The 18,985-nt window shown below is 44.6% G+C and carries 14 protein-coding genes; 7 read left to right on the plus strand and 7 right to left on the minus strand.

Features of this window, described 5'->3' with window-relative positions:
* Positions 1-187: 187 nt before the first annotated feature.
* Positions 188-5,326 carry a PKD domain-containing protein gene (locus WD077_13250; GenBank protein ID MEX0968201.1) on the minus strand — a complete coding sequence of 1,713 codons (5,139 nt, stop codon included), beginning with the start codon at positions 5,324-5,326 and terminating at the stop codon, positions 188-190.
* A 309-nt stretch (positions 5,327-5,635) separates the two neighbouring features.
* On the opposite strand from WD077_13250, the gene WD077_13255 reads away from it, so the two are divergent.
* The 6 genes from WD077_13255 to rpe all read left to right on the plus strand — a co-directional run bounded on the left by WD077_13255 (position 5,636) and on the right by rpe (position 14,061).
* A complete protein-coding gene (locus WD077_13255) occupies positions 5,636-5,881 on the plus strand; it encodes a type B 50S ribosomal protein L31 (protein ID MEX0968202.1) in 246 nt (81 codons plus the stop codon).
* A 71-nt stretch (positions 5,882-5,952) separates the two neighbouring features.
* Positions 5,953-7,143: a GlmU family protein gene (locus WD077_13260; GenBank protein ID MEX0968203.1), complete on the plus strand. Its 1,191-nt coding sequence runs from the start codon at positions 5,953-5,955 to the stop codon at positions 7,141-7,143.
* A 40-nt stretch (positions 7,144-7,183) separates the two neighbouring features.
* Positions 7,184-7,942: a triose-phosphate isomerase gene (gene tpiA / locus WD077_13265; GenBank protein MEX0968204.1), complete on the plus strand. Its 759-nt coding sequence runs from the start codon at positions 7,184-7,186 to the stop codon at positions 7,940-7,942.
* A gap of 81 nt (positions 7,943-8,023) precedes the next feature.
* Positions 8,024-8,848 (plus strand): 50S ribosomal protein L11 methyltransferase, encoded by an 825-nt coding sequence (gene prmA, locus WD077_13270; GenBank protein ID MEX0968205.1) that lies wholly within the window; start codon positions 8,024-8,026, stop codon positions 8,846-8,848.
* Between the two features lie 12 nt (positions 8,849-8,860).
* A complete protein-coding gene (locus WD077_13275; protein MEX0968206.1) occupies positions 8,861-13,237 on the plus strand; it encodes a hypothetical protein in 4,377 nt (1,458 codons plus the stop codon).
* Between the two features lie 146 nt (positions 13,238-13,383).
* A complete protein-coding gene (gene rpe / locus WD077_13280; protein MEX0968207.1) occupies positions 13,384-14,061 on the plus strand; it encodes a ribulose-phosphate 3-epimerase in 678 nt (225 codons plus the stop codon).
* Between the two features lie 18 nt (positions 14,062-14,079).
* Here the strand turns inward: rpe and WD077_13285 are convergent, their stop codons facing one another.
* Together WD077_13285 and WD077_13290 are read right to left on the minus strand one after the other, a co-directional pair.
* Complete coding sequence (locus tag WD077_13285) at positions 14,080-14,535, minus strand: RES family NAD+ phosphorylase (protein MEX0968208.1); 456 nt, start codon at positions 14,533-14,535, stop codon at positions 14,080-14,082.
* The gene (locus WD077_13290) at positions 14,536-15,165 is read right to left on the minus strand and encodes an HU family DNA-binding protein (GenBank protein ID MEX0968209.1); all 630 of its coding nucleotides are present in this window, start codon (positions 15,163-15,165) and stop codon (positions 14,536-14,538) included. It lies immediately after the preceding gene.
* A gap of 130 nt (positions 15,166-15,295) precedes the next feature.
* On the opposite strand from WD077_13290, the gene WD077_13295 reads away from it, so the two are divergent.
* Complete coding sequence (locus WD077_13295; protein MEX0968210.1) at positions 15,296-16,603, plus strand: anthranilate synthase component I family protein; 1,308 nt, start codon at positions 15,296-15,298, stop codon at positions 16,601-16,603.
* Positions 16,604-16,854: 251 nt separating this feature from the next.
* On the opposite strand, the gene rpmA is transcribed toward WD077_13295, so the two are convergent.
* The 4 genes from rpmA to WD077_13315 form a co-directional block, all read right to left on the minus strand.
* On the minus strand, positions 16,855-17,133 hold the full coding sequence (gene rpmA, locus WD077_13300) for a 50S ribosomal protein L27 (protein MEX0968211.1): 279 nt from the start codon (positions 17,131-17,133) through the stop codon (positions 16,855-16,857).
* Between the two features lie 7 nt (positions 17,134-17,140).
* Complete coding sequence (gene rplU, locus WD077_13305; protein ID MEX0968212.1) at positions 17,141-17,455, minus strand: 50S ribosomal protein L21; 315 nt, start codon at positions 17,453-17,455, stop codon at positions 17,141-17,143.
* A gap of 49 nt (positions 17,456-17,504) precedes the next feature.
* Positions 17,505-18,200, minus strand: coding sequence for a 3-hydroxyacyl-CoA dehydrogenase family protein (locus tag WD077_13310; protein MEX0968213.1), 696 nt, complete (start codon positions 18,198-18,200; stop codon positions 17,505-17,507).
* A gap of 143 nt (positions 18,201-18,343) precedes the next feature.
* Positions 18,344-18,982, minus strand: a complete 639-nt coding sequence (locus WD077_13315) for a MarC family protein (GenBank protein MEX0968214.1) — start codon at positions 18,980-18,982, stop codon at positions 18,344-18,346.
* Between the last annotated feature and the right edge of the window lie 3 nt (positions 18,983-18,985).

Raw genomic sequence — 18,985 nt, forward strand, 5'->3', positions numbered from 1 at the left:
TCTCTTTAACATGGAGCAAAAATAACATATTGCTACCTAAGCGCCTATACCTAATAAGATTATTTCTAATTTTCAAATTTTATGATGGGCGCTGAGCATTACGTTTTTATTTAACACAGATAAATTAAAAAAGCCCGGAGGATGAGTCCGGGCTTTTTTTAATCAAAATATTAATTTGTCATTACTATTAATTTCCAGCCTTTACAAGTTGTCTGGTCACCGTTCTTCCGTCCAGCATTATCCGAACAATATAGACGCCTTCGTTTAGCTTGAGTTCATCGCTTTTCACATCGGTATGTACCTTTCCGGCAGAAAAGTTTCCGCTCAGCAAGGTGCTGATCTTGCGGCCTTGCAAGTCGAAGAGGCTGATCTCCAGGTGTGTTGTTTTCGCGAGTTCAAGAGCAATGCGGGAGTGCGCACGAAATGGGTTCGGAGTAACAGACAGCGAAACGAGCGAGGCCGGCAATGATTCCTCTATTCCCACCCAATCAATATAGACCGAATCGGTAAAGGTAGCCGAGCAGCCCTCCGCACCAGTAACCGTGAGGGAAATGATCCTCCAGCCGAGATCAATATCAAAACTGTGGGTGGGCGACATGTCGCCAGAAATTTCGCCATTACCAAAATCCCAAAGGTAGGTAGCGGCTGTGGTGTTGTTGGGTACAAAGCTTACATCACGGCCTGAAACGCTTGTGGAAAATCCTGCATCCGGCAGAGGATGAATGGTAATTTGCTTTATTACCGAATCATCACATCCGGTACCGGTTACAAACAATTTCACATCATACGTACCTGCGGTAGTAAAGGTAAATGAAGGATTCTCCTGGCTGGAGGTCTGTCCGCTGCCGAAATCCCACATATAGGAATTTCCATCTGTAGAAAGATTAGAAAATGCCACGCTTTCCCCTTCGCACAAAGCACCCGTTGTGGTAAAATCTGCCGTTGGCGGATCAATGATATCCAATGTTTGTTCGGTAGAATCAAAGCAGCCAAAGCTATTGCTCACGATAAGTTTTACGATGTAGCTGCCGGTAGACGTGTAGGTATGGCTGTCGTTTATCTGTGTTCCGGTTTGCCCGTCCCCAAATCTCCACAGGCTTGAAATGACATTCGCGCTGGTATCTGAAAAGCTGACAGGGCGATTGACGCAATTGCCGCTGATCTCCATTCCGGCTTCAGGATTTGGTGAGATCGTAACGCTACGGGATGTGCTGTCTGTGCAATTGTCCGCATTGGTTTCGATTACCGTTATACTTCCTGATCCGGTGCCTGTCCATTCAACCATTATCGTTTCAGTGTTTTGCCCACTGATGATCTGACCGCCAGCAACTTGCCAGTCATAGCTGTGTCCCGTATTGGCCGCTGTACTGTATGTAATGCTATTGCCTTCACAGATTGCAGTATCGCCCTGGATTTGTGGAGTGGGTAGAGGTGAAATGGTTACTACCGCTGAATCAATATCGAAACAGCCTGTAGAAGATATGGTCTTCTTCAGGATATAAGTGGTGGTTTGGGATGGAGAAACAATAGGCCCGGAAGCGGTAGATACAAATCCCGGAGGCTGGCTTGTCCAGCTAAAACCAAAGCCCGGTTGGAAACTAGAACCGATCTGCACAGAGGCGCCAGGACAGATGGTCCGGTCCGACCCGGCAACAGCCACAGGCCTGCTATTCACAGTAAGACTGATGGTATCGCTATTGTAACAGCCGGTAGTTGTGCGGGTAACTTCCAGTACCAAAGTAATATTTGACGTGGGAGCAACCGTGTATTCTGCTACAGAATCCAGAACAGTACCTGCCAGGTCTTTCCATTGGTATTCAAATCCACTTGCTGCGGGAGGTCCCAGCGTTGTCGAATCTCCGAGACAAATGCTGCTGTCAGCCCCTAATGCCACGGCAGGCTTTGGATTGATGAAGCGCCCGGTGAAGGTGCTGTCGTTCATGGTAATGCCATCCGTTTCTCCATTAGGCGAAGTGCTCTTCACACTGATCAACGGGGTTGTGTTACCGGCAAAATTGTAGTTGCCTATTACTGCTGTATCCGTGCTATCAGTAGGGAGGTTACCTGTCCAGTTATAAGGAGTTTGGTTGATGCCTGCCACGCGCCAGTTGATTGTAGCGCTGGTTAAAGGATCCCCGCCAAAATTCTTGATAACAACTCTCACAGGCCAGTTTCCTTCGCATATTCCATTTCCAGGATCAAGAATGGCCGTGATGCCCGCATCGTCCGCAACCAATTCAAATTCATCGGCTCCGATATCAGGATTTGTAGTATTGCGCAGATTACCGTCAATATCCGTGGTAACACCTGCAATGGGCACTCCTGCTTCCTTTAATGCAGAATTGCGCACGTGCAGATCAGTCCCGGAAATAAAAAGAGGATCCACCGCCATTGAAGATGCGTTTTTGGAGGTTCCGTTTTTCAGTGTGAACAGGCTGTTGTAAATATTACCCCAAACAGCATACTGGCTTCCTTTAGCAAATATGTTATTGTGGTCACTCGGCCCTACTTGTGAGGCTGAACTTATATTAAATACATATCCGCCTTCCATTACAATATTATTGTTGGAAAGGGTAATGTCGCTGGAGGAACTGCTGGTAGTGGCAATGCCTGCGTTATTATTAGCCGTTCCTGAAAAGTAAATGCTGTTGAAAACCACCTTATGCTCGTTCACGCCATCCAACCGAATGCCTGTACCCGAATTTTTCACAATGAAATTATTGGCCGTTATACCGGGATTAGCTGAGGAAGCATCATTCATGGATATAAGGAGACCGAGTTCTGAATTGGCGTCATAAAAATAATTGCCCATAACCCTGATCGCGCTGTCGCAATCCTGCAAGTGAAGATCGAAGTTGCCAGTACCCGGAACGCTCACATTTCTGAAAGTATTTCCCCGGACAATTACTCCGTCATTGAATTGAATATGCACCGCGCTGCTATATGCACTGTCGAAAAAATTTCCTTCTATAATGGTTCCTGTTTCGTGATCTGTTGTTGTACCTGAATACAAAATATTGTGGGTGCCAAATCTTATCCGGTTATTTCGGAATACGTTTCCAGTATCCCGATCCAGATTTGACCAGATATTCACGCCATTCGCATTGGCGGTGGATACCCGCGTGGCGATCATTTGGCAATTTGAAAAGGTATTATTATGAGAACCATTGAGAATATGCACTACCTGCGCAAAAGTATTGCTGCCAGTCCGCTCGAAAGTAATACCCCTGAAAGTAGTATAATCGGCTCCCCTTAGCTGTACAGCCGCATTATTGTTTCCTGTGGCGGTGGTGGAAGGCAGCGTTACAATCACCAGGCTGCTGTCGCCACTCTGGCTTTCGAATGTTACCGGATTTGACGATCCCATCCCTGGCAGTTGCACCAGCGTGATCTGTTCATTGTAGGTACCATCCTCTACATTAAAAGTAATGGGGCCGCATATTCCGCGGGAAGTCATTGCTGTAATTGCTTCATTGAATCCCCTGTAATCCGCGCTGGTAGAACTGCCGATAGAATATGATCCGCTCATCCCGGCAAAGCGCGTACTGGTGAGAGTATCATTACTGGGTTTCTGATCAGCCGAATTATTAGGGTCGGTTGTCCATATTTTAAATGTATAAGGTGTATTTGCAGAAAAAGCATAGCTGCCAAGGAGAATGGAGGAAGAGGAATTTCCGGGAGCCACAGAACCGGTCCAGCTATAGGAAGTTTGTGAGGTGCCATCCACGCTCCAGTCAATATCAAGACTCTTAACGGTATCAATACCATAATTTTGAAAGGTCACCCTGACATTTCTTGTTCCAGCACAAAAAGTGTGAGGACTGTCCAGATTGGAAATTCCTACATCGTTTGCAGCCGGAAAGAACTCATCAGCCCCAATATCAGGAGTGGAGGTATTGCGGATTTCCCCGTCAATATCATCCGGTACGCTGGTGTAGGGCCGGGCCTTCCCGTTCAGGTTAATGTTGGAGACATGCAAGTCTGTATTGCTAGTAAAACCGGGATCTCCATACACCGAGTTTGACCCTTTACTGGAAGCTGATTTCCAGGCGGACAGTGTATTATAATCGGTGCCACCCCAGTTTGCGAATTTTGATCCGCTGACGTAGGTGTTATTATAATCCACGGTATCAATGTCGCCTGTGTTTGTGCCCGGTACATTATAAATATAGCCTCCGCCTTTATTTACGAGACTGTTATTTATCAGGTTAACGTAAGTATTGGAATAGGTGGCATAGTGGTAATAAGCACTGCCATTTGCCAGTGAATTGGTGATAAGAATATTGTTGTAATAGAATTTCACATAGTTCACTAAGTATACTGCGAGGCCTGTACAATCGCCAGTTCCCCCATCGGCCCATATCCAGTTGTTGGTGACCATAGTCGGAGCCGAGGCAGTACTTGTGGTATTCGCAATGATCATGGCTCTTACCACCTGGCCGTTGGTTGCCATCATGTAAACTTTGTTTTTTGTAACCAACATAGAGGGCGAGCTTTCTATCCGTAAGCCATAAGAAGTATAGTGCCCCATACTCGGCCCAAAATCACCCATATTAAAAGTATTACTGATGATGCGAAGGTTGCTCTGGGAGGTCAGATAGATGCCTGCAGAGCCACTGGTGTCAATCACATTATCCTTAATAGTATTATTTGTAGCTGACTGGGTCCCGTATATGCCATTATAGCCATAGATCATTTTGTTCTGCCTGATCTCAGTGTTGTCAGCATTTCCCGTGAAATGGAATATTGAACCTATACCATATTGGAAACCCAGGCTGGAATTGCTGGGCATCCTGCGGCCCTGCATCCAGCACCGGATAAATTTATTGTAGTCCGCATCACCTGTAAGCTGGATGACCGTAGAGTTTGCATTCGTGCCGGTTCTTTCAAAGCCGATTTGCTGAAAAGTGATATAATCAGCCCCATTGAGCATCAGCACATAATCATCCGAAGTGAAGGCGGAAGAAGCATGTCTCAGCACACAAGCTGTGCTGTCTCCTCCTGCTGACTTGAAGGTGATGGTATTGGTGGAAGAGGCTCCGGTTATCGCGGTAATTTCCACCTGAGTATTGTAAACCGAATCATAAACCGTGATGGTTACAGCTCCGTTTACGCCCGGTCCCTGTGCTGTTCCGAGATCCGTCCGGCTGGCGGAAATTAAATCCCCAACGGCAGATGCCCAGTTCTGATAGTTCGTGCTGCTGGCAGATGCGGTGGGATTTATCGTATAATTTCCGCTAAGCTGCGCCTGGCTTGCAACCGGAAACATAAAAATGCCGCCCAAGGCCAAAAGAATGGTGGCGAAGAATAAGTCAGGTTTTTTCATGAGTTTGATTTATTGGATTTGAAGGGTACAAGTTATGGATTTTAGTCTTGAAAAGATGTTTACAACCTAAGAGGGAAAAACAGCATTGTTAGCTGGAAAAGGCTTTTTCTCCCGGCTTTTGTCAAAGGTGACTTCGATGCACGAGATACTTGTCTCTCTCTGCATATTGGGTAATTGCCAAAAACCAAATTATCAAAAACAAGAAATTGATTCGTACAATTACCATTGCGATTAAAAGTATCCGGATGGTTTGAAATAAATCCTAATCCTTTTATCTTTGCACTCCCAAATTTTTAAAGGTAGCGAATCATGAGAAAAGGTATTCATCCGGAAAATTACCGCCAGGTTGTATTTAAAGACATGAGTAATGGTGAGGCTTTCCTTACTTACTCCTGTGTTGACACAAGGGGAGAAACCATTGAGTGGGAAGGCCAGGAATTGCCACTTTACAAGCTGGAGATCAGCAATACATCCCACCCCTTCTTTACCGGAAAGAAAATCTTCGTTGATACTGCCGGACGGGTGGAAAAATTCAAAAACAAATACAGGAAATAAATTCAGTCTCCTAAGTTCTTATCATAAAGCTTCTCTTGGTTAATCGGGAGAAGCTTTTTACTTTTTAAGCCATGAGCAACTACATCTTAGCCGACTGGGGACGCTGGAGCGAATTCCTCCCATTTACCTACACCCGCCCTGTGGGCGCCATCAGAACGGGCATCCTCACAATCCAGGAAAAATGGAAACATTACCTTGGCGAACTTCCCTCTTTTCTGACTGAAGAATATCTCTCAAGAAAATTCACAGCACAGTGGAAGGAGATCAATGTGCTGATAAACACTTCAATACTCCCGGATGCCGCAATTGCTGCGGAACTGAAAAAGCTAAAACCTGGCAGCCTGCTCAAGAACGAAGACCAGGTGATTGCATTCTGCGGGTCACAAGCTCAGTGGCGGCAGTGGCAAGAGAATGAGCATTCTGCTGAAATTCAGACATTATCGTATACACAACCTCTCTCCTGCCTCCAGGGAATCTGGAGCATATTTTCGCTGAACAGCAAAGAGATAGAAAAGGATTTCCGCATTATTACCAAAAACAGGAAGAGCGCAGGAACAGGCAGCGATGTCCATATTATCAATCCTGAAAACATATTTATTGAGGAAGGAGCGCAACTCACTTACTGTTGCATTGATGCCTCTCAGGGCCCTGTATATATTGGCAGGGAAGCAACAGTGACGGCAGGGTCGCTGGTGCAAGGGCCATTTTCCCTGGGTGAACATTCAACGCTGAAAATGGGCGCCAAAATTTATCCCGGCACCACCATAGGACCACATTGCAAAGTAGGCGGGGAGGTGAACAACAGCGTCTTTTTCGGATTCGCAAATAAAGCGCATGACGGGTTTATAGGTAACTCAGTGATTGGTGAATGGTGCAACATCGGGGCTGACAGCAACAACAGCAACCTGAAAAACACCTATGAACCGGTCAAGATTTGGAACTACAACACCCAAAGTTTCCAGGACACCGGGCTTACTTTCTGCGGCCTCTTCCTGGGAGATCACACAAAGTGCGGCATTAATACGATGTTTAATACTGGAACAGTGGCGGGCGTCAGCAGCAACATTTTCGGGGGCGGCTTCCCGCGAACTTTTATTCCGTCCTTTAGCTGGGGAGGGCCTGCGGGTTTCTCCACATTCAAATTTGATAAAGCAATGCAGGTAGCCCGAACGGTAATGGCACGCAGAAAACTGAATCTGTCAGACGAGGATGTGAAAATATTGAAACACATTTTTGAGAACTCTGCTGAGAACAGGACGTGAGGTATGCGTTTTATCCTTTTTATTACTTAAAAAAACTACAATGCGACCCACCATTATAGCAGGCAACTGGAAAATGCACAAAACACTCGGTGAAGGAATGGAACTGGCAAAGGCCATAATTCACCAATTAAAAGAAGATGACCTTGAGGATAAACAGGTGATTTTTTGCCCACCCTTTATTCATATTACAAGCATAGCATCTCTTGCAGAAGGCCAGGCAGCAATTGCCTGCGGAGCGCAAAATTGTTCCAGCCAGGATGAGGGTGCGCTCACAGGCGAAGTATCTGCCGCTATGATAAAATCTGCAGGAGCAGAATACGTCATCATCGGCCACAGTGAAAGGCGAGCAATATTTGGCGAAACAAATCAGCAGTTAGCAGACAAAATGACCCTCGCCATCAAGAATGGTTTAAAACCGATCTTCTGTTGTGGTGAAACGCTGGAACAACGAAATATTGACAAACAATATGAGGTGGTGAGTCGCCAGATACGGGAGTCGTTATTCCATCTCACAGCCAATGAAATGCAACAGGTGATTATTGCTTATGAACCTGTTTGGGCGATTGGTACCGGCCAGACGGCATCGCCTGCGGAGGCGCAGGATATGCACCAATTTATCAGGCATTTCCTGAGAGCTAAATATGAGGACGATATTGCCGGAAATATCTGCATACTTTATGGCGGCAGCCTGAAACCGGACAATGCCGCTTCGCTCCTGGCCAAGCCGGATATTGACGGAGGCCTTATTGGAGGTGCCTCGCTGAAAGTGGATGATTTTCTCAGTATAATTAAATCCTGAAATTCTTTACAGCCGCAATGATTTCCACATGTTCTTCCTGGCTTCAGCATCTTTGCCTGAAATCCTGATCACTACTTTGTTTTGCCAGCAACCTATCTCCTTTTTTCGATTCCCTCTTCTCCCCGTTTGCACGAAATTCTTTCAGCACTGCTGACTGAAACCGGCTTCGAAGGGTTTGAAGAGGAAGAAAACATACTGAAAGCATACATAAATGAGAATGACCTTGATATAGCGGCCGTTAAGGGTATCATGGATCAGTTTCATATTGCCGGATGGAGCTACAAACCTGTTACTGACAGGAACTGGAACGAAGAATGGGAACAAAGTTTTCAGCCCGTGGTCATCACTCCCGAAGTACGCATCCGGGCTCCCTTTCATCCGGCTGATCCCCGCTACAGGCATGACCTGGTGATCAATCCGAAAATGGCATTCGGAACCGGCCATCACGCCACTACCAGCATGATGATGGAGTTAATGATGCAACAAAACCTACACAACAAAAGCGTAATTGACTACGGAACCGGAACCGGGATCCTGGCTATCCTGGCGGAGAAAGAAGGTGCGCAAAAAATATTAGCCTTTGATAATGATCCGGTTTGCGTTGAAAATTCTGTAGAGAACCTTGCACTGAACGATTGCCACCGGGTATCCGTAAAGTTGGGGGAGATCAATAATTTTGAAGATATCAGAGCAGATGTGGTTCTGGCGAATATTACGCGCAACACCATAATAGGAACCATGAATCAAATCGGCTCTTTTGTGCCGGAAAGTGGTCTTTTTATTGCGAGCGGCTTCATTCTTCAGGATCTTTCATCCGTGAGTTTGGCCGCCCTGAAATCGAAATTCCACCTGCTTGCGCAATTAGCGCGAGAACAATGGGCAGCCGCAGTTTTCATAAAATATTGATATTTACCATAAATGAGAAAATTCCTCCTTCTTCTCCCCCTCCTGTTTATGTCAGTCTACGCTTTTGCTCAGCGAACGCATTTCTCCGGTAGTATTAGCAGCTTCCCGAAAGAGCTAAGCAAGGACTTCAGCAAAACGCCCAATCCAGCCTTTATTGAGAGCCTGAAAAAATTTGAAGATTTTTGGACAGCAGGATCCTACTCAGAACCGCAACAGCGAAAAATAATTGAAACCGCGGAACTAATGTATGCCAAGCGGCAAAAGAATGCAAGGGTGGTAGAACAATATGTCAATAATCTGCTGGCCTTTGAAGAGCACAATATTGATAGCTCAAAATTCAATGACTGGCATTTTATTCTAATGAAATTGCTGGAAGAAGATACGCGAAAGTTCAACCTGTTTAATCAAACCATTGAGGGGCTGTTCAGGCAGGAAGCTATTTATGCAAGCAGTTCAAAAACCTGGTTGGCCACCAATGAATATTCTCTGCTTTACAATGAACAACCGGTCGTCAGCTTTGGAAAATTCGATCTCAGATGCGTCACAAAAGGAGATACCATCACGATTTTCCAGACCAGCGGAAAACTCTACACCTCTGATAATATCTTCAAAGGTAAAGGCGGAAAGGTACTTTGGACCCGGTTCGGACTGCCGGAAGACGTTGTGTATGCTGAAATGGACGAATACCAGGTGGACGTCAATCAGCCTTTCTATTCAGTTGATAGCGTTACTTTTTTCCACAAGCAGTTTTTTGGTGACAGAGCCATAAAAGGACGGCTGGAAGACAAAGCATTCATCGGAGTGCAGGACGAGAACAGTTCCTACCCCCGATTCACCGCCTTCGAGAGAACCTTTAAGATTGATGACCTCGCTGAGAATGTGTTCTATGAAGGTGGATTCCAAATGGAAGGCGGCAAACTTCAGGGAATTGGCGGGCCCGATTACGATGCCAGCATTATGATCACTTATAATGGCGTTCCCACCTTCAGAGCACGCTCCAAGATTTTCACCTTGCTTCCTGACCGAATTCATTCTTCCCGGGCGCGCTGCTCTATCTACCTCGGTGAAGAAGATTCCATTTATCATCCTCAGCTTTATTTTCAGTATTTAATAGAAGACAAGGAGCTTACTGCCTCCAGAAGGGATGAAGGCTTATACCAGGCGCCATTTTTTGACAGCTATCATGGCCTGGAAATGTACTACGAGGGTATTGTCTGGAAAGTGGAGCAGCCAATGATCAATATGAAGCTGATCACCAACACGGAAGGCGAGGCTATTTTTGAATCTACCAACTATTTTCGCGATACGCGCTATGACCGTATCCAGAGTATTCTCGACTACAACCCACTGGCGGTAATAAAGCATTTTGCTGAGCGCATCGGCACCAAGGAATTTTCCATACAGGACCTGGCGAATAACATGGGCGCAAAACCCAGCGATATTGAACGCCTTGTAATTCTCCTCAGCAACGAGGGCTACCTCTACTATGACATAAATAATGGCTGGATAAGCCTGAAGGATAAGCTCTTTCATTATGTGAATTCGCACCATGGCCGGGATGATTATGATGTGATCCGTTTCAAATCCATCATCAGCAAACTGGCAAATGCCAGCCTCAGCCTCGAAACATTTAACCTTACGCTGCAAGGCGTTCCCACTGCCCTTCTCAGCGATTCACAAAAAACCTGGATCGTTCCCAAGGACCAAACGATTATTCTTAAGAAGAACCTTGATATGGAATTTGATGGTCATGTGCATTCAGGCCGTTTTGATTTTTATGGGGAAAAATTCAAACTGGATTACAAGCAGTTCAGAATTGCCCTCGACAATGTGGATTCTGTAAAATTTGTTTTTCCTGAAAAAGATGATAACGATGTAACCCGATATAAGCAAATTAAAACGGTACTTCAAAATGTGAAAGGATATCTATACATAGATCAACCTTTTAATAAATCAGGATTAAAAGATTTTTCTGAATATCCCATTTTTGAATGTACCAAATCTGCCAACGTATTTTATGATAATCCCGCCATTCACCAGGGCGTTTACAATCGTGAAGAGTTCTTCTTTACCATCCGTCCCTTTACGATTGACAGCCTCGATAACTTTACCATACAGGGTTTGACTTTTGGCGGCACGCTGCATTCGGCCAATATTATCCCTGATATAGAAAGTGAACTCGTGATCCAGGATGATTACTCACTCGGTCTCACTGAAACTTCCCCATCAGGAGGTTGGCCGCTTTACGGTGGCAAAGGCACAGGTGACATGGTGGTGAACCTGAGCAACAAAGGCTTCAGAGCTACAGGAGAAGTAGAATACCTCGCTTCAACAAACAAGTCCAGCGATATTATCTTCTTTCCCGATTCTATGAACTCAAATTCAGAAGAGTTCTCAATTCCTGATCCTGGTAAAGATATATATCCGAAAGTGGCGGGAAGAAATGTGCAGACCCACTGGATACCTTATGCTGATACAATGGATATAAGGCAGAAAGCAGAGCCATTCCTGCTTTACACGGAAAATATCGTATACAATGGAGATTTGATCCTAACCCCTCAACGGCTTGCCGGGAAAGGTGAACTTTACTACAAGCGGGGAATCATGGCTTCAAACCTTTTTGCTTTTTACAGAAAGGATATAAAAGCAGAGACCGCTTCGTTTAAGATCCATACCATCGAAGATTCCACTTTATTGGCATTCAACACGCCCAACATTCAAATGGAGCTTAATCTTCCAAATCAAAAGCTGACAGGCACTTCCAACCTAAATACGGTAACCACTGAAATGCCCAGAAACGTTTACGCCACCTCATTGGAAAATATGGAGTGGGATATTGCCAAAGAAAATTTGCGTTTGGAAAAGGGCAAAAGCCAGGCGGTTGAGGATGCCGTTTTCCTTTCCTGGCACAATGACCAGGATTCATTGCGCTATTCCGTGGGCAATGCTGACCTGAATCTGAAAAATTACCTTATCGCTGCGCATGAAGTACCGCTAATTAAAGTTGCAGATTCTCACGTGTTTCCTGACAGCCAGAATGTTTACGTAGAGGCCGGTGCGAATATGCGGGTCCTTAAAAATTCTGAACTGAAAACGGACACTCTTCACAACCTCCACCGTATTTACGAAGCCAGCATCAAAGTAGAAGGCAGGAAAAGCATGAATGGCTCCGGCATCTACGACTACGTGGATGGCAGTGAAAAAACCTACAAAATTGACATGAAGGCCATAGGCGTAAACATTGAGGGCCAGACCATTGCAACGGGGCAGGTATCGGATTCTTCCGATTTCCAATTGGATGAAAAATTTGATTACAAAGGAGATGTTGAATTACTAAGTATTCGGAAACATCTCAATTTCAATGGTTTCATACTGGCGATGCATAAATTCCCCCAGCTACGCACAACCTGGTTTCGCTACAACGATGAGATAAAGCCAGATTCACTGTACTTCACCATTGATACTGCAACAAAAAGTGAAGACCGCCTTGAAATCTTCGCGGCCGTCTGCCTTGCTACAGATTCTCAGCATGTATACAATGTGTTTCTTGGTAGAAAAAAGCAGTACAGCCATCCGGAATATTTCAGAGCGAAAGGCGTCCTTTTCTATGACAAAGCCAGGCAGTCCTTTGTAATTGCTGATCCTGACAAATTATATAATAATGCAACAGAAGGAATTTTCTATCGCTTTAATGACCGCACAGGAGATGTGTATGCCGAAGGCCCGCTGAACCTGGCTGGCAACATGCGCGATGTAACTTCACGTTCAGCAGGCAAAGTAAATTTCAGTCCCTCAGATTCTCAGTTTGTATTTGATGTAGTTATGACTGTGAACTTTGGTTTTGATAATACTGCATTAAAGCTGATGACCGACTCACTGCAGCAATTTGGAACCGGATTGCCGGCTCCTGAAAATAGCTCAGATCTCGCAATGCTTGGCCTCTCCACTTTGGTGGAAGATGAAAAAGACAAAGAAAAGGTGCTGGCCAGCGCACAAGGCGGCCTTATCCCTGATGATAAAGCCCTGAAGTCCACGCTGCTTTTCACCAATGTCCGATTTGTTTGGGACCAACAAACAGAATCTCTTCACACTACGGAAAAAGTGGGCCTTGCCAATGTGGACGGAAGATCTGTAAACAAGGTACTTTATGGTGCCATTGATATTAGCACTAAACGAGCAGGCGATAAATTCACCATTCTGATGGAAACCCAGCCCGGACAATTCTATTATTTCTATTATTATTATGGTACAATGTATTCTCTTTCATCAGACAAAGAATTTATTACTGCCGTGCGTGAGGGCGCCAATAAAACAAACAAAGGCAAATATCGGGTCCGGGTAGCCACCAAACGACAAAAAGACATTTTTGTACGGGATATGGAAATCTAATGCATTGCCCTTTTCTGTTCACCTATACATTGTTATGACAATGCTTTAATAATCATTAATTACCGCGAATATCATTATTTGATTTTTTTGGATAATTGTTCTCTACTCCCAGATCACTGAAATTTGCAAAGAACTCAAACCTCATTATCATGGCTGTTATCCTCGCTCCCTCCATTCTTTCTGCTGACTTTGGCAATCTTCAGCGAGACATTGAAATGCTGAATCGCAGCCAGGCCGACTGGATTCATGTGGATATTATGGATGGCCGTTTTGTACCCAATATCTCCTTTGGTTTTCCGGTAATGCAGGTGTTGAAGCAGCACGCCAAAAAGCCCCTCGATGTCCACCTGATGATCGTAGAGCCGGAAAAGTATATAGAAAGATTTGTCGAAGCCGGAGCGTCAATTATTACCGTACACTATGAAACCTGTCCGCACCTTCATCGCACCATACAGCAAATTCATGAAACGGGGATTAAGGCAGGTGTAAGCATTAACCCACATACCCCTATTTCCCTTTTGAAGAACATTGTACCTCATCTCGATCTGGTACTTCTGATGTCAGTAAATCCCGGCTTTGCCGCACAAAAGTTTATCCCGGAAACGCATCACAAATTGCAGGAACTCCGGCATCTCATCCAGGAACAAAACAGCCAGGCACGTATCGAATTGGATGGAGGAGTCAATCTGGAGAATGCCGCAGACCTTGCAGCCAGCGGAGCCGATATTCTTGTAGCCGGTAACGCCATTTTCTCCTCCAGCGATCCGGAAGCCACCATTGCAGCATTCAAGAAAGCAGATCGCGAAAGAAGCCACATCGTTTGATCTTTTTAGAAAGACCGCTCAGGATTTTATTCGGGGATCGAAAAGGAAAGGTTCCGATTCCAGCAACGAGACAAAACGAAATTCTGGATGCAAAGGGTTGATCAGGACGTTATTTTCGCCTTTGATCAACGCAGACGGTACGCGCAGCAGCAATGATGAAAGCGATGCAGCCCATCTGTCGCCAAAGGGCCGGCAAAGATCGTAAGCTGCCGGGTCTGACGCACTCCATCCCTCGTGCAATTCCGGAATTTTCAAGGTATCGCAAAATATTTGATCCGGAACGTAAATCACCATAATGCGAAATGCTGCCAGAAGTGACACCTCATTATGATGAACAATATTTTCCAGGCATGCGAGAGAACGATGTGATGCAGTATAAATTACTCTGACACCCGTTGAATTCCAGCGTGCAGCGCGGCCAGAAGCCACGAGGTCGCCAGCCCACTTAGCCAATGTTATCCGGTAAAGCTCCATTCAGGCAGTAGCTCCAAATTCAATCTTCAACAACTCCTCATAAATAAGGTCTATACCTGTGGAAGAACTAATATAAGAAAGAGGCGGCTTATTCCCCAGACCGTATGCAGGTTCAGCAAGCCATTTATTGAATTGCTCCCTGGACTGAAAAATCTCAATTCCTTTAAAATATAGCTCCTTTAATTTTATCATGGTTTCTACAGATCTTGTGGGCAGATACCTCTTTTCCTGCCGGTATGATGTCAAGGTTTTAGGCGTCATCTCAAAAACTCTTTCAGCCAAAACCTTAAGGGGCAATGCCGTGATTTTTAATAGTTCATCTATGAGAATATGCGAGGCTATGTTGCCTCCTAGTAAATTCAGGAGTTCGGCCTTGGAAATAGTTTCCTTATAACTGGAAATATAGGAAAGAACAGGCTCGTTCACTGTGATGGGGGCTTCTGGGGTCAGTTCAAAATTAGTTTCCTTATGCCCTGGGGAAAAAGATCCCAATCCTGATAGAGAGACAGGCTCTCCGGCATCTAGGGCACTTTTCACGGCCTTAATGAAAGATTCCAAAGCCTGAGCGGCCTCAACCTCTGTCAGGTTAGCATCTTTTGCCATTTTCTTTATTATATCAGACTTTTTCATGCAGCATGTATTTTTACTCTTTTGAAGCCGTAAATTTACTCCGATCTTCCCGGACTTCCAAACTTTCATCATCATTTTTCCTGGGGTTGATGATCTGTGGAAAATTGATCTTTGCCACCAATAAAGAACAATGCTCGGTACTTATACACTTAGCGATCATCATCAATTTATGCTGAAGGCGTTAAACTGGCTTCAACAATTTGAGGTATGCTGTATACTCAACAGCAATGGCTATTATCAGAAACAGAGCGATCCAGCGAAGCATCAATATTATCATAGCTACGACCTCATTATCGCGGCTGAGGCCAGGCAGGAATTGACCTTGAAACCTCCCGTCTTTTCCAGGCTTCAGAAATTTATTAAGCATCACAACAGTTGGCTGTTTGGCTATTTGGGATTTGATCTTAAAAATGAAACCGAACACTTGGAGAGCCACAATGAAGATCACCTGCACTTTCCTAATGCTTATTTCTTTGAACCTGAATTTCTGTTCTTATTGAAAGGAAAGAGTATAGAAATTATAGCAGATAAGCGGCAGCCAAAGTTTCTTCTGGAGGAGGTAATGGCCTGCACTCCTATACAGCGACCGGAAACTACCAAAATTTCCCAATCCATATTTCAAAATAGGATCAGCAAGGATAAATATCTGGAAACCGTAGAGCACATCCGTCAGCACATTATTGAAGGTGACGTGTACGAAATGAACTTCTGCCAGGAGTTTTACATGGAGAATATGCAGGCAGACCCTTTTCAGCTTTACCTTAATCTCTGCGAGATTTCACCTAATCCCTTTTCTGCCTTTTGTCGTATTCATGACAAATTTATTCTCAGCGCCAGCATGGAACGCTTTCTTAAAAAAGAAGGCTCCAGACTGATCAGTCAGCCGATAAAAGGTACGATAAGGCGCGGAACAACGGATGAAGAAGACCGGCAACTCGCTCTTCAACTGCTCAATGATGAAAAAGAAAAGGCGGAAAACGTCATGATTGTAGATCTCGTACGAAATGATCTTTCCAAAAGCTGCCGCGTAGGAAGCGTAAAAGTGGAAGACCTCTTTGGCATATATCCTTTCCCGAATGTGCATCAGATGATTTCGACCATAGTAGGAGAACTGCGCGAGGAAGTGCATCCCGTAGCAGCCCTGTGCAATGCCTTTCCTATGGGGAGCATGACGGGAGCCCCCAAGCTCATGGCCATGAAACTTATTGAAAAATATGAAAATACCAGGCGGGGTGTTTTCTCAGGTGCCATCGGCTACTTCTCTCCTTCTCAGGATTTCGATTTCAATGTTGTGATCCGTACGCTGCTCTATGATGCAGCCACACAATACCTTTCTCTTACAGTAGGCAGCGCCATCACCTATGATTCCGTTCCTGAAAAAGAATATGAAGAATGTTTGCTAAAGATTGAAGCCATCAGGCAAATCCTGGAAAAATAGTTCAGCTTCAATAATTAAAAATTTATATCGATATTTTTAATTCCAAGGATAAAATTGATCAGCATTTCTTGGGTAACCTGATCTTTTGCGATTTAAGGTTAGATCGCAAAAGCAAATACCAAATTCACGTTATTCAATTTTTCCGAAAAAGTAAAACCTGATCCTAAATTTATCCCATAAAAAAAGCCCCCAAAACCGGAGGCCTTCTGTTTTTCAAATAAAGCCAAAACTTTCCAAAAAAGATTTCTGATCTAAGCTTTCGCAGCTTCCCTTTCAGCCTCTGAGAGAACTGATACGAAAGAACGGTCATTTCTCTTTTTGACAAACGTAACGATGCCATCCGTCAGGGCAAAGAGCGTATGGTCTTTACCCATACCTACATTCTTTCCCGGATGATGGCGGGTGCCGCGCTGGCGAACGATAATATTACCTGCCTTCGCAGTTTGACTTCCGAAAATTTTTACTCCGAGTCGTTTACTTTCTGATTCGCGGCCGTTCGATGAACTGCCTGCACCTTTTTTATGGGCCATAACTTTTTTACTTTAGGATTTCCTGAACTTGTACCTGGGATAAATGCTGACGATGTCCGCGTTTTACTTTGTAGCCTTTCCTGCGCTTTTTCTTGAAGATTATTACCTTATCACCTTTCTCCTGCTTCAGGATCTTCACCTTCACTTTGGCCTTGTCAATAGAAGGGCTGCCGATAGAAAAATTATCGCCATCTGCCATCAACATTACGTTACCAAGTTCCACAGTGTCACCTTCCTGGCCTTCAAGGCGATTCACAAAGAGTTTCTGGTCTTTCTCGACCTTAAATTGCTGACCTCCGATACTTATAATTGCGTACATCATTTCCTGATTTAGGGCTGCAAAGGTAAGGGAACTGAATAAATTTTTATACTTATTCTGGTTGCCGGAAACTTTCTCCCCTCAAATATTTGGTTTTCATGAGTGGGCATATTTTATAGCGCTCATCCCCCGTATCCATATAGATCGCGTCCAGGGTTTCACATACCTCCTCTATCCCGGCATCGTCAGCCCAGGCGAAAGGTCCGCGTGGATAGTTTGTGCCGAGTTGCATAGCCAGATCAATATCATCCATGCCTGCCGTACCTTCCTGGAGTGCAAAACTTGCCTCATTGATGATCATGAACAATACCCGTGGCGTTACCATCCCAACGCGATCTTTTACCTCGCTTATATTCCAGCCAAGCTGTTTTATTATTTCCTTCAGAGAATCTGTAACCGGTTTATGCAAAGTACTCATTTCCAGTATTGGCCTGTTTATAAAGGTAGGCAAGGCATTGATGCCATATAAGTTACACTCCACCTCCTCATCCAGCAGATAAACCATCATAGCCAACTGCATTTTTACGGCACATCCCAGCACCGTAATTCCCTTCATCGAAGTATAGAATTCCAGATTTTCCGGCTGATCGTCAAGGTTCAGATCAAGAATAATATCTCCGGGCACTATTTCCTGATCAACTATTTGTTCGGCACTCGCGGAAACAATCAGATCAAGCCCTTTCAATTTCCCGGTTTTTTCCTGCAGTTCAGCTATGCGCTGATCTTTTCCTGTGACAAATATTTTCATGGTTTTTCGTTTTAATTGGTAGCTAAAATTTATGTTGTCCCTAATCCGGCAATGTACTGTGAAACTCTTTCCAAAGTTTCTAAAACTTTGAAGGGCTATCAAAGACTTACCGTACAATGAAAATTCAGGTTGCAAAAAATCAATTATTCCATTTTTAATATTCTTCTTAAAATTGGTGAGAGGCCGCTGAAGAAAAACTCTACTGCTATCACCATAACGATCAGCCCCATCAACCTCATAAGGATTTTATTGCCAGTATCTCCCAGGAGATTAATGAATCGCGAAGAACTCCAGAGCGTAAGAAACGTGATAAGGCAGACCAGAAACATGATTCCGAAAAGTATCGCCTTTTTGGAGAAGGTTTCAGCATCTTCCATTAATACAATAGCATTAGTAATGGCTCCTGGCCCGCAGATCATGGGGATGGCCAGCGGAGTAATCGAAATATCCGTGACGTACTCCTTTATCTCCATTTCTGTAACTTTAATCTTTCCAATCCTGGCGTGGAGCATATCCTGACCCATCAGGAAAAAGATGATTCCGCCCACCACGCGAAAGCTGTCAGCAGAAATTCCGAAGAACTTGAACAGCAACTGGCCGGAAAAGGCAAATATGATGAGCGTGGCAAAAGCAACGACTACGGCTTTCTGCGCTGTATGCCTGCGTTGGGTATCATTCAGGCTGCCGGTCATCGTCATAAAAACTGGCATCACACCGATGGGATTCATCAGCGTGAAAAAGGAGGTAAAAGCAAGAAGTGCGAAAGCAAAATTTTCTGACATTAT

It is taken from the genome of Bacteroidia bacterium (assembly GCA_040880525.1).
Taxonomy (GTDB): domain Bacteria; phylum Bacteroidota; class Bacteroidia; order CAILMK01; family JBBDIG01; genus JBBDIG01.